General features: G+C 65.7%; 10 protein-coding genes. All 10 read right to left on the bottom strand.

The features are described 5' to 3' along the window. Window positions 1–110: 110 nt before the first annotated feature. The 10 genes from IHQ52_RS21180 to IHQ52_RS21130 all read right to left on the bottom strand — a co-directional run bounded on the left by IHQ52_RS21180 (window position 111) and on the right by IHQ52_RS21130 (window position 12716). Window positions 111–1904: a sigma-54-dependent Fis family transcriptional regulator gene (locus IHQ52_RS21180; protein WP_096274448.1), complete on the bottom strand. Its 1794-nt coding sequence runs from the start codon at window positions 1902–1904 to the stop codon at window positions 111–113. 241 nt (window positions 1905–2145) lie between these two features. Next, window positions 2146–3798, bottom strand: a complete 1653-nt coding sequence (gene groL / locus IHQ52_RS21175; protein ID WP_096274446.1) for a chaperonin GroEL — start codon at window positions 3796–3798, stop codon at window positions 2146–2148. 298 nt (window positions 3799–4096) lie between these two features. Beyond that, entirely contained in the window at window positions 4097–5122 is a 1026-nt protein-coding gene (locus tag IHQ52_RS21165; RefSeq protein WP_096274444.1) for an NAD(P)-dependent alcohol dehydrogenase, read from the bottom strand. A 3-nt stretch (window positions 5123–5125) separates the two neighbouring features. Continuing rightward, window positions 5126–5926: an iron-sulfur cluster assembly protein gene (locus tag IHQ52_RS21160; RefSeq protein ID WP_096274443.1), complete on the bottom strand. Its 801-nt coding sequence runs from the start codon at window positions 5924–5926 to the stop codon at window positions 5126–5128. Continuing rightward, on the bottom strand, window positions 5923–6969 hold the full coding sequence (locus tag IHQ52_RS21155; RefSeq protein ID WP_096274441.1) for an amidohydrolase family protein: 1047 nt from the start codon (window positions 6967–6969) through the stop codon (window positions 5923–5925). The genes IHQ52_RS21160 and IHQ52_RS21155 overlap by 4 nt, the downstream gene beginning before the upstream one ends. Before the next feature lie 160 nt (window positions 6970–7129). Then, window positions 7130–7468 carry a propane 2-monooxygenase effector subunit MimD gene (gene mimD, locus IHQ52_RS21150; RefSeq protein WP_198362523.1) on the bottom strand — a complete coding sequence of 113 codons (339 nt, stop codon included), beginning with the start codon at window positions 7466–7468 and terminating at the stop codon, window positions 7130–7132. Window positions 7469–7473: 5 nt separating this feature from the next. Next, a complete protein-coding gene (locus tag IHQ52_RS21145; RefSeq protein WP_096274436.1) occupies window positions 7474–8601 on the bottom strand; it encodes an aromatic/alkene monooxygenase hydroxylase subunit beta in 1128 nt (375 codons plus the stop codon). 28 nt (window positions 8602–8629) lie between these two features. Continuing rightward, window positions 8630–9670: a 2Fe-2S iron-sulfur cluster-binding protein gene (locus IHQ52_RS21140; protein ID WP_096274434.1), complete on the bottom strand. Its 1041-nt coding sequence runs from the start codon at window positions 9668–9670 to the stop codon at window positions 8630–8632. A gap of 76 nt (window positions 9671–9746) precedes the next feature. Next, window positions 9747–11384, bottom strand: coding sequence for an aromatic/alkene/methane monooxygenase hydroxylase/oxygenase subunit alpha (locus IHQ52_RS21135; RefSeq protein WP_096274432.1), 1638 nt, complete (start codon window positions 11382–11384; stop codon window positions 9747–9749). A 192-nt stretch (window positions 11385–11576) separates the two neighbouring features. Next, on the bottom strand, window positions 11577–12716 hold the full coding sequence (locus IHQ52_RS21130) for a helix-turn-helix transcriptional regulator (protein ID WP_096274430.1): 1140 nt from the start codon (window positions 12714–12716) through the stop codon (window positions 11577–11579). Between the last annotated feature and the right edge of the window lie 11 nt (window positions 12717–12727).

The raw sequence follows: 12727 nt of genomic DNA, 5'->3' as shown, positions 1-12727 counted from the left end.
ATCGTGAACAACTTCGGTCATGGCGTGCTCGTGCAGCCCACCGGGGCCGGGGACGATGCCATTCGGCGGGGGTGGCATCGTCCCGATCTGCCGGCCTCCCGATCTGGCCGCTAGACGTCGATGCCGAATTCCTTGATCTTGCGGTAAATCGTCGCGCGCGAGATGCCGAGCGCGTTCGCGGCCGCGACCTTGTTCTGGCCGTTCTCCTCCAGGCTCCGCACGATCGCATCCCGTTCGAGTGCCTCGATCCGCGTGAGGGTGTGCCGGCTCTGTGCGCGATACGTCGGTGGAAGATGCTGTGCGGCGATCGTTCCCGACCGATGGTGGGTCACCACGTCGCGCAACGCCTGGCGTAGCTCCGCGACGTTTCCCGGCCACGTGTACTTGCTCAATTGCCGCATGGCGTCTGGCGCGACGTCGAGTTCCCGTCCCCGCGTGAGCTGTCGGAGGATGGTCGGCACCAGCACCTGGAGGTCCTCGATGCGATGGCGCAGCGGCGGTACCTCGATGGTGTGCGAGAAGAACGGCAGGAGCGTCGCGCCCAGCGTCGGCATCGCGTCGCTGGTGCTGAGAGTGATCCCGAGCCAGCCTGCGTGCTCGCGTCCCTGCAGCACCTCGGCGACGTCGAACAACATGTCGTCGTCGAACTCGTCGACATCGCGCAGGATGATCGCGAATCCGTCTGTGTCGATCTCGGCAGCGAAGCCGTCGATCGTGTCGGTGTCCTGGAAGTCCTCGGCGGCGAACACCCGGGTCGTCCCGCGTCGGTACTGTCCCGCCGCTGCCCGCAGAACCGCCGACCGGCCGGAACCGCGTTCGCCCGAGACCGCGATCCATTGACCCGCCGCGACATGCTGGGCGATGCGCTCGCATCCCTGCCGCCACGAGGAACTGCGCCCGACGATCCCGGGTAACACCGAGGCCTTCGCCGGTTGGCGCTTCGGTGGTGTGGTGGCCGAATCCATCAGATGCACATGGAAAACCGCGATACCCGCGTCGGCGTCGGAGAACTCGGCGACCGGTGCGAGTCGTACCGAGCGACCGCTGGGCAGCGTGTTCACCCGACGCCCCGCGGCGACGTCGAGGGTCTGGTCGACGGCATGCTCGAGCATCGACACCTGATCCTGTGGGTCGATGCTCTGCCGGAGTCGCCGGTTCATCAGCACGACGTCGGCGGCGATGGCGAGCACCATCATCTGCGGTGCGCGCCGGCAGGTGGCGAGATAGGCCGAGAGAAGCCGGGATTCGCGTTCGCTGGCGTTGGCGAGCATCTGTTGTTCGATCTGCACGGTCGCCGACCTGGCCAGCGACAGCAGGAGGGAACCGCCCTCTTCGACCCACCCGGTGAGGTCGAGGGCACCGACGACGCCGCCGGAGAAGGGATTTCGGATGGGTACCCCGGCGCAACTGAGCTGCGCGAGGCATCCGGCGTAGTGTTCGGCACCCGTGACGAGGGTCGCCTGCCGGGTCTCGAGCGCGGTTCCGATCCCGTTGGTGCCGGCGTGTTCCTCGCTGTAGCTGTAGCCGGGGGCGAGGGACACCTCGTCGAGCCGGCCGAGGAGTTCGCCGCTGCCGGCCGCGCGGGAGAGCACGACGCCGTCCGGCGAGGTGAGGATGATGCTCACGGGTTCGGACGACAGGTCGGCGGCAAGCTGATCGAGAACCGGTTGGGCTGCGGTCATCAGCGGGCTGTCGGTGTTCGGCTCCCGCACGAACGGGAGTTCCAAGCGGTCGGCCTGGACCTTGAACGACCGGGAGCGGCGCCAGGAGGTGGAGATCGCATCGCGGACGGCGTCGTCGAGGCGACCGTCCCCGGAATCGTCGGCACTGAGGAACTTCTCGCGAGCCCGGGCCACGTGGGCGATGGGTTCACGAGAGCGGGCTGTAATTGGCTTTGGCTTCACCGGGACTGCAACTCCCTACTGTGATGTAGGTCTCGTGTCCACCGCAGTGTATCGGACAAAGCGCTGGTCATGGGGCGTTAACGACCAGTCGTGTCGACCAGGGTCATACCTGGTCAGGAGTCCGCAGACAGCCGGAAGTGGGCCGGTCGCGATCGACGCCGAGAACGAATCCGCAATCGCGACCGGCCCCCGTCGCCGCTGCAGCGGCGACGTCCCCGCCGGGGTCTTGGGGGAGGGAGGACTAGTAGATGTTGGAGGGCCGCACCATCCCCTCGGCGAGATCACCGAATCCGGGGGCTTCGATCGCGCCCGGGTGCGTCAACACCTCCTCGACCACCGCGGTCTCCGTGGTGATCAGCAGCGCCGCGATCGACGCGGCGCTCTCCAGCGCGGCCTTGGTGACCTTGGCCGGATCGATCACGCCCTCGTCGAACATGTCGCCGTAGTTGCCCGTCATCGCATTGAATCCGTGGCCGAGAGGAAGACCACTCACGACCTTGACCACTTCCTCGCCGTCGAATCCGGCGTTGGTGGCGATCCAGAACAGCGGTTCGGCCATCGACCTGCGGACGACGTCGATGCCGGCTCCTTCGTCACCGCCCACGTCGCCGAGGGCGTCGAGGGCCCGGTGCGCCTGGGCCAGTGCGGTTCCACCGCCGGAGACGATGCCGTCCTCGACCGCGGCACGCGTTGCGGCCAGGGCATCCTCGACACGGAGCATGCGTTCCTTGAGTTCGACGCTCGTCACGCCGCCCACCCGGATCACCGCCACCCGGCCCGTGAGCCGTGCGATACGCAGCTCCAGGCTGTCCCGGTCGGCGTCGATCCGGGCGCGCGCGTGTTGCGCCTCGAGTTGGGCGACCCGCGCATCGACGAGGGTCTGGTCGCCGCGTGCACCGACGATCGTGGTGGCGTCCTCGGTGACGGTGATCCGGTCGCACTGGCCGAGATGCTCCAGGGAGACCTCGTGCAGTTCGAGGCCGGTGTCCTTGGCGATCACATGACCGCCGAGCGCGACGGCGAGATCCTCGAGTTCGGCGACGCGGCGATGGCCGAATCCGGGCGCACGAACGACCACCGACTGCATCGTCTTGTGCATGTTGCCGCCGACGAGCAGCTGCAGGGCGGGACCGTCGACGTCCTCGGCGAGTACGACCAGCGGTCGGTCGGCCCGTTTGGCCGCCTCGATACTCGGCATGATCTCCTGCACCGAGGTGATCTTCTTGTTGGTCAGCAACACCACCGGATTGTCGAGAACCGCTTCCATCCGTTCGTGATTGGTGACCATGTACCCGGAGATGTAGCCGTGGTCGAACTCGATGCCGTCGACCACGTCCACCGACAGTCCCAGGGTGTCGCTCTCCTCGGTGGTGATGACGCCGTTGCGACCGACGTATTCGACCGCGGCGGCGATGGCCGAACCGATGACCTCGTCGTCACTCGCGGCCAGGGTCGCGATGCGTTCGAGATCGCCACGGCCGCCGAGCGAGACGGACTGTTCCGACAGCGCATCGATCACCGTGCTGATCGCACGCTCGATCCCGCGGCGCACGCGCATCGGGTTGGCACCCTGTTCGACCGCGCGCAGACCTTCGCGAACCATGGCCTGCGCCAGCACGGTTGCCGTGGTGGTGCCGTCACCCACGACGCCGTTGGTCTTCATCGCCACTTCTTTGACCAGCTGTGCGCCCATGTTGGCGAACGGGTCCCGCAGCTGGATCTCCCGGGCGATCGTCACCCCGTCGTTGGTGATGGTCGGTGGGCCGGTGAGCTTCTCGAGGACCGCGTTGCGGCCCTTCGGTCCCAATGTCACCTTGACCGCGTCGGCGAGTGCGTTCACTCCTCGCTCGAGCCGCAGTCGCGCTTCGGCGTTGTAGCGCAACTCCTTGGCCATGGTCGTCCTGCCTTTCTGTGGTGTTCTCGGCTTGGTGTTCTCGGCTGGGTACTGCGGGAAATCTGTTGTGCCTTCTGCTCGCTGCGGTGCGAGGGGCGGGTTCGGCCTGCGTGGGGCTTCGACGCGGTGCCTCGCTTCGCTCGGTACCGGCTCAGCCGGCGGGGGGTGCCTCGCTTCGCTCGGTACCGGCTCAGCCGGCGGGGGTGGTGCCTCGCTTCGCTCGGTACCGGCTCAGCCGGCGGGCGCGCGTCCTCTGCTCCCTGAGGTGCGAGGAGCGATAGCGACGAGCCTCGAAGGGTCAGGGGACGAGGATCGCGCGGCCGCGTACGCGACCGGCGTCGAGATCGTCGAGTGCCTGCTGGAAATCGGTGAGAGCGTAGGTGCTGGTGTGCAGCTTCACCTTTCCCCGGGCGGCGAGGTCCATCAGCTCACCGAGGTCGTTGTAGGAACCGACCAGGTTGCCGATGAAGTTGATCTCGGTGGAGATCACGTCGATGGTGGGGACGTCGATGTTCTCGCCGTAGCCGACCACGAAGAAGCTGCCGGCGCGGCGCAGCATCGCGGTACCCTCGGCGGTCGCCCCGCCCTCGCCGACGAAATCGAGCACGGCCTCGGCGCCGTGTCCGCCCGTCAGGTCGAGGACCTGCTGCACATGTGTTCCGTCGGCGACGATGCCGATCTCGGCACCCACTTCCTTGGCGAGTTCCACCGCATCGGGGTTCCGGTCGACGACGACGATCCGCAGCGCGGAGATCGCGGCGAGCACCTGGATTCCGATGTGCCCCAGACCGCCTGCGCCGATGACCACGCACGTGTCGCCGGGTCGGGTCATCCGCGCGACCTTGGCGGCCGCGTGATAGGCGGTCAGGCCGGCGTCGGCGAGTGCGGCCACGTCGGCGGGTTCGAGGGAATCGTCGATCTTCACCACGCTGCGGGCGGTGGTCTTGAGGAACTCCGCATAACCGCCGTCGGTGTCGATACCCGGGAACTGGCTGTTCTCGCAGTGGACGTCGTCGCCGAATCGGCAGGCCCGGCAGAGACCGCAGGTGATCAGCGGGTGCAGGATCACCTTGTCGCCGACGGCGACGTTGGTGACGGCGTCACCGATCGACTCGACCCAGCCGGCGTTCTCGTGCCCGATCGTGTAGGGAAGCGCGACACCGCTCTTCGCCTCCCACTGACCCTCGAGGATATGCAGATCGGTGCGGCACACACCGGCGCCGCCGATTCGGACGATGACGTCGTGGGGTCCGGTGATCTCGGGTGCCGGGACCTCGTTGAGTTGCAGTTTGTCGTGATAGCCGACGACCTGGACTGCGCGCATGGCTTACTCCTGTTCGCTTCGGTGGTGTGCGCGAGGGGTTTCGCGGCGGTTGGTGATGACCGGGCCGCTGGCCCCGTCGCATTCGTCGTCGTCGGCGTAGCGGGTGGCGAGCAGGCCGCGGCAGAAGTGGCTGTTGCCCTCCATCGAGATACGCACGGAGCGCGCGAATCTCAACCGCATGGGGACCTGATCGGCCGGCAGTGCGTGCCCCTCCTCGTCGACGACGACGAGGCTGTTGGGGCAGATGCTGAGGCCCAGTTCCATGCGTCGTCGCAGCAGCGCCGACTTGTGGTGTCCGCGGGGCAGATCGCGCAGTGCCAGCCGATCCACCTCGGCCACCGTGACCCGTCCCGCGGCGATCTCGGCGGCCACGGCGCGCTCCATCGCGGCCGTGTGGGCCTTGCGCTGGAACGTCAGGCGCAGTTCGTCGAGGCTCTCGAGTGCTTCGACGCCGAACGTCCCCTTGTAGCCGGCGCGGGCGTCGAGGCCGGCGTTGATCTTGTCGCTGTCGTGATGATCGTCCAGCAGCACCCGGACCTGACCGATGCCGTTGACGTCCTCGAGCGCGTCGAGGGCATCCGACCCCATCAGATAGGCGAAGTTGGGCGAGCAGAACGACGTCGGGAGCCGGAGGTGGACGGTCACCCCCGCCTCGTCGATCAGGATCGACCGCACGAACCTCAGTTCGGTGATGGGCTGGTCGAGTTCGGGATCGAGCACGGTGTCGAGTGCGGCGAGGACGTCGCGCTCGAGTTCCACCGCGGTACCGGCGACATATCCGGGAAGATGTGCGACCGCGGTCATGCCGTCACCGCGTCCTTCGCGCCGGCGGCCACCTCGACTTCCGGATCGGCCGCACTGGTCGGGAGCTTCAGTTCCTCGGGAACCTCGATGTGCGGGTACAGGGCGGCCGCGTTGAGGCCGAGGATCTTCTTCTTCTGTTCGACGGTGATCGGGGCGTATTCGGTCATGTCCTCCGGGATCTGGAAGTCGACGAACCGCTCGACCAGCCACTGCGGCGTCCACAGGGCGTAGTCGCTGGCGAAGAGGATCTTGTCCTCGCCGATCCAGTACAGGAGCTCACCGATGATCTGCGCGAAGTAGCGGGGCCGCGTGTGGATGAACGGAATGGCCACGGCCAGACCGCCGAAGACGTTGGACTCCTGCGTGGCGATCCAGCAGAAGTCCTCGAGACGCGGCAGGCCGACGTGCTCGATGATGAAGTTCAGATCCGTGTAGTCGGTGGCCACCTTGTCGACGTCGGCCACGTCGAAGGCGTCCCGGTCGAGCGGCCGGATGGTCGGCCCCTTGTGGACGTGGATGTTCTTGATGCCGAGCTTGAGGCACTCCTCGAGGTAGCGGCGTGACCACGCGTCGTCGAGCTTGTAACCCCGCGAGTCGCCGAACCATTCGGCGGTGTAGAGCTTCACGCCCTTCAAATTCATGTTCTCGGCGTCCTTGCGGAGCTGCTCGAGACCGGCTTCACCGTGACGCGGGTCGTAGGCGTGGTTGTACGTGAGCAGCCCGGGGTTGTCCTCGCACAGCTTCAGCGAGTCGTCGACCTGAGCGAAACCGTTGACGTAGAAGTCTTTCAGGATCGTCGCCTGGAAGATCGCATGGTCGGCCGGGCCGTTCTCGAACAGGTCGCTCATGAGGCGTTCGGGACCGTAATAGGTGTAGGTGTCGTAGTCCCAGACCTCCTCTTCCGGACTGAGATTGCGGTGGTAGTCGTAGAAACAATCGATGAACTGCTTGCCGTGGATGTTGCGCTGGTTGGATTCACGGCCGTCCCAGAGATGGACGTGCGCGTCGACGATGAAGTACTTGTCGCCATTCTTCTCGTACATCGATGACTCCCTTGTGTCGTGGGCTGGTTTCGAGGGCGGGGATGGTGATGAAAGGTGTTGGCGGGGATGGATGATGAGCTGGTGGTGGGTACGTCGTGACCGCCGGGCTCGGTCACCGGCGGTCACGACGTAGTCGTGTGGGGCGTCGGTTCGCCTCGCGTCAGCTCTCGGCGGTGAGGTCGAACCCGATGAACTCGGCGGCGTCCTCGGGGCTCGCGAACAGGTAGGTCCGATCGTCGAGGTGCACCATCCGCCCGTAATGGGTGGAGCTGATCTCCTCGAAGACCGAGCCGTCGAACTCCTGGCCCAGGGCGTCGGTGAGTTCGTCGTAGTCGAACTCGAGCCGGTTGACGCCGTCGACGCGGATCATCGACGGGTACTCGGTGAGTTCGACGCCTTCCTTGGCGCCCATGACGTCGGCGACCACGCGGCCGATGGGCGTGTTCATCAGGGTGACGCCGCACATGTTGGAGAACTCGGTCTGTGCGCCGAATTGCATGGTGCTCACTGGTTCAACTCCTCGGGGATGTCGACTTCGATGGCTTTGAGGACGTCACGGAACTTCTCGGTCGCCGCCTCGAGACTCGTGGCGAAGGTGACCGACTTGTCCGCCGGCTGGGACCAGATCGGCTGCAGTCCACGCGCTGCGTCGAGGCAACGCGGCACCCACTCCGACAGCCACTGTCCGAACAGCTCGCGGTTCTGCGCGCCGTACTGTTCGTCGCGGGAGAGCATCTGGAACAGGGCCCGCGTGTAGTTCAGGTCGCGGTCGTAGTCGTACTCACCGGTGCCGACGATCGTCGGCGTGATGTAGTCACCGTTGCGTGCCGCGACCTGCATGATCAGTTCGGTCCGGAACAGCGACCCGACGAGTTGCTCGAAGACGATGTTGGTGCAGAACAACAACTTCGCCCAGTCGCCGATCGCGGTCAGCCGTTCGACGGCCTCCCGGGTGGGCTGCCACTCCGGCGCGGACTGCCACACCTCCTTGTGTGCCGATCCGTCGAAGGCCTCCTCGGCCTCGGCGAGATCCAGGTTGAACAGTGCGAGGTCCTGGGCGAAGCGCAACTTGTGCGCCGCACTCACCGCGACCGCGTTGTTGATCATGTTGGTGGGTGCCGACCTCTGGATCGAGGTGAAGACATGCAGGCCCATTCCGCTCTCGGCATGCATCCAGGCGCCGAGGTTGCGCTCGATGAACTTGAGCCACGAGGGATTCCATCCGTCGTAGACCCGGGCCCGCTTGGCGTTCTGCAGACACAGGTCGACCTGGTGGACCACCGCCGAGTTGTTGCGGTAGATGGTCTGTTCCCACTCCTCGTTGGGGTCGAGGAAGGCATGCCAGTTGCTGGACTTCGCCGCCGTCCACTCCTGCGGATAACCGCCGGGACCGTTGCCGAAGCCGTAGATCCAGCCCTGGGTCAGGTGGCGTTCCGGGTCGGGCTGCACGTCGACGGTGACGTCCTCGTAGACGGTCGCCCGTTTCTTGGCCGGCTGATAGTAGTTGTACTTGCGGCTCTTGCTGCTCGGGAACTCCTTGGCGCCGGCCTCGGCGTCGGTGAATTCGATGGTCGGGAAACTACGTTCGCGCTGAGATCCCGTAGAGGACTTCGGTGCGGTGGGTGCGGACATACCTTTCGTTCCTGTCGTTCGGCGACTTCTAGTCGAAAGCCGGGCTGGTGAACTTGTCGTAGAAGATCTGGTCCCGGGGGACCGAATGCTGGTCGGCGAGAGCGAGTGCCGCATCGACCATGGGTGGGGGGCCGCAGAAATACACCTCCGTTCGGGCGAGATCGGATTCGTGCTCGTTGACGATGTCGGTGACGTTGCCCTCGGCGACCTCGACCCCGTCGGGGGCGCCGTCGGCGGACTCCGACAGGCAGGCGAGGAACCGGAAATCGGCAATCTTCTCGCCGAGCGCGGCGATCTCGTCGAGATAGAACAGATCCGCCGCGGTCCGGGCGCCGTAGTAGAAGCGCACCGGCCGGTTCAGGCCGGTCTCGCTGACATGACGCAGCAGCGAGAGCAGCGGCGCCATGCCGGCCCCGCCACCGATGCAGATGATCGGCAGCACATGGCCGTTGCGCAGCGTGCAGGACCCGTACGGACCGTTGACCATGATCTCGTCGCCTGGCGCGAGCCCTTCCTCGAGCAGGCCGGCGAAGAGACCGCCCGGGTACTTCTTGATCAGGAACTCGAGTTTGTCCGGGGTGGCCTGGGTCGTCGCGATGGAGAACGAACGCTTCTCGTCGGTACCGGGGACCGAGAGGTCCACGTACTGGCCGGGTTTGAACTCGAAGGTCTCCGGTTCGACCACGTCGAGGCGCAGCGACACGATGTCGGAGGTCACCGGCTCGATGGCGGTGACCCGGGTGCGGACGTCCTGGATCGGTGCGCCGCCGAGCAATTCGTCCTCGTCGAAGTTGAGGAGCTCGATCTCGCAGTCGCTGTAGGCGTAGGACCGGCACAGCAGCACATAGCCCTCGGCCTCTTCCGCCTCGTTGCAGGCGAAGGTGGAGTAGTCATCCATCTGGACGTCGCCGTCGAGCATGTACGACTTGCAGGCCGAACACCGGCCCTCGCGGCACCCGTGCATCAGGTGGATGCCCTGCCGGAACGCGGCGTCGAGGATCGACTCGTCCTCGGTGACCTCCATCTCGATGTCGACGGGGGCGAAGTTGATGCGATGTGTGTCGGCCACGATAACTCCTTCGGACGGTGACGACGGGAGGACGGGGAGGCGGGGGCGCCAGGGGGACGCCCCCGCCCGTGTGCCGTCAGGCCGGCACGGCCCCATTGGGATTGGCGCGATACGCCGCGATGTGCGCGTCCCGCTCGGCGTCGGACATCTCGTTGAGCAGCACGTTGGGACTGTTGAAGACGTTGCCGCGGACGTCGTCGAGCGTCCACATCTTCTTCGGGTCCAGGTTGAGGTGCGGCTGTGGGATCAGGGTCTTGCCGTCGTCGCGGACGTAACCCAGATCCGTGATGATGTCGGCGAGATCCTTGCCGTGGTGCAGGGTCTCCCATTCGCGGAAACCGGTGAGGCGACCCATGTTCGGAGTCTCCCGGCCGTCGTAGTGGTCGCGGAAGGCGACTGCGTCGGTCCAGTGGCAGGTCTCCGAGCAGTAGGTGCGCCACTGGTCGTCGACCTTGTCGACCACCATGTCCTCACGGATGAGGCAGGGCACCATGCAGGTCCAGCATCGATGCGGGTATTCGTAGTCGACGTCCTCGAAGGCGATCGGCTTGTTGCGGCCCGGGTAGGCGAGGCGGTTGTAGTTCTCCCACCACTTGCCGAACTTGTTGTACCAACCGGGATACTTCTCCTCGAACCACTCGAAGTCCTTGTCGGTCATCGCGTCGATGCGCCAGTAGTTGACCGGCCAGCCCGTCGCGAAGAACCGCGCGACCTCGTGGACATAGTGCTTGTTGGTGATCCGGTTCCAGGCCTCCTCGACCAGGTCGTGCGGGATGGTGAGCCCGTACTTCTCCAGCGGCAGAAGGTAACTGCGGTAGTAGTCGTCGTAGATCCACCGGCGCCACATCTCGGCGTAGCTCTCGCGGTCCTTGCGCCGGTCCTTGGTGCCGTACTCGATGAAGGTGCCGATCGCCGCGTCGACGACGCAATGGTTGTTCCACCATGCGTACCGCAGATCACGTTCCAGCAGAGGGCGATTGCGCTCGTCGGCCAGCGCCATCAGCAGGATCGAGTAACCGTTGGAGATGTGCCGCGACTCGTCGGACTGGACCGAGTGGAAGACGGTGGGCAGCAGGTAGTCGCCGTTGGCGGCCGCTTCGTCGGGCATTGCGACGAACAGGGTGTTGGTGAAGGCGGTCTCGGCGACCACGGTGAGGTAGATGTTGGCGGCGGTGATGGCGTCGCCGGTGATGAACCCCTCACCGAACTGGCGTCCGATGGTGCCGGCGTAGTTGTTCGCGAAGGCCTTCTCGGTGATGTCGAAGCCCGCCGGGTCGATGTAGTTGTTCATGTACAGCTTCTTGAGGTTCATCTGGATCGTCGAATGACGAACCTCGTCGATCATCTGCACGGCCAGGCCGTTGTGGATCTCGGGGTTGGGTACCGCGTCGATGGCCATCGGCATCGCGCGAGCCGCGGAGATCTCGGGGAACGGGATGATCGACAGGAACAGCTTCTGCCATTCCAGCCAGCGTTCCTGGACCTGGCGGAACATGTTGCCGCGGATCGCGCCGTCCATGGCGCCGTACACGCGGTTGTCCTTCTCCTCCTCCATCGGGAAGTACGACCGCATGATCTGCTTCAGCGGGTCCTTCTTCGGAGCTTTCTCGAAGGTGTAGTCGGTTCCGAACCGGGTTGCCGGGGTCGCAAAGGTGGGCTCCCAGGACAACTCGGTGATCTTCGCATGGGCTTTTGTCAAGCTCTGCCTGCTCAAAGTGCGCCTCCTCTTAGAGGGAGCCGACGGATGTGCCGGCCCGCATGGACTGGAGCGACTTCGATACAACCCTGTGATGCAGGTAACAAACGTCTCACTGTGAGACGGACGACCTACCTGGCCGGCGTCTCGCGACGAAAAAGGAGGGCCCGCAGCGCGGACCCTCTTCGTCGATGTGACGTCGACCTGCGGTTATGGGGTGGAGGCGTAGAAGCCCGACGGGGCGAGCGGCTCGTTGAGCCGCTGTGCGTACTGGTCGAAGTACACGCGTGCGATGAGTTCACGACGGCTGCGGACGCCGGCCTTGTCGAAAATAGACTTCAGGTGATCCTGCACCGTGTACGCCGATACGTGCAGGGTGGCGGCGATGTCCTTGGTCGCGACACTCTGCAACACCATCTGGGTCACGTCACGCTCCCGCGCGGTGAGCCCGAATGCCTCGACGACCAGCGGGATGATCTCCGGTGGCCGTGCCTCTTCGATCGTGATGACGACCTCGCCGGACCGTCCGTCGGCCGAGGACAGCGGAGAAGCGTTGATGACGAGCCACATACCCGACTTGCCGCGGACCCTCAGGCGGGGTGGTACGTCGGTCTCGCCCGCGCCGTAGCGCCGTGCGGCACCGATGAGTCCGAAGATCGGGTTGCCCGGCGACGCGGTGTTCGGCCCGGCCGCCAGGTCGTCGATGCGTTCCTGGCTTCCGGCGCTCATCTGCGCGATCTGGTTGTCGCGGTCGATGATCAGGACCGCCGGGCCCTGTGCGATCGACGTGCGTTCCTCGGCGACGATCGCGGTGAGCAGCCCGATCCGGACCCCGTGGGCCAGCGTCTGCGACAGCGAAGCGAGGAACCCGATCTCGTCCTCGTCGAACGGACGACATCCGGCGCCGCTGCGGAACATGGCGACCCCGGCCCACACCCGGTCCCCGTCGCGCACTGCCAGACGTGCCTCGTCGTGGAAGCAGTACTCTGGAATCATCAACTGCGCCATGCGATCCGAACGATGGGGCTCGCCCCGGGTCAGCAGGTTCATGCCGATGGCGTCACGCTTGTGCGCCACGAGTTCCCGGAACGCCGAGGGCTCGACCCGGCCGTATTCGAGGAGTCCGAATTCGGGGTCCTTGTGGTCCTGCCCCAGGAGATCGCCGTACTTGCGGGCGGACGTCAGCATGACCGTGTTCGGGTCGAAGGTCGCGACGCATGCGGCGTCGATCGGTACCGCGCGACGCAGCGAATCCACCGCCTCCGCGAAGAAGTCGTCGAGACCGAGACCCGCGTGCGCCACGACGTCGATGTCGCGGCGCACGCGTTCGGCGGTCAGGCTCGAGGTCATTGGACAATCAT

The sequence above is a fragment of the Gordonia amicalis genome (genome assembly GCF_022059885.1).
Taxonomy (GTDB): Bacteria; Actinomycetota; Actinomycetes; order Mycobacteriales; family Mycobacteriaceae; genus Gordonia; species Gordonia amicalis.
The sequence above is the reverse complement of the archived record's forward strand: the minus strand, read 5'-3'. Positions and strand labels throughout refer to the sequence as shown.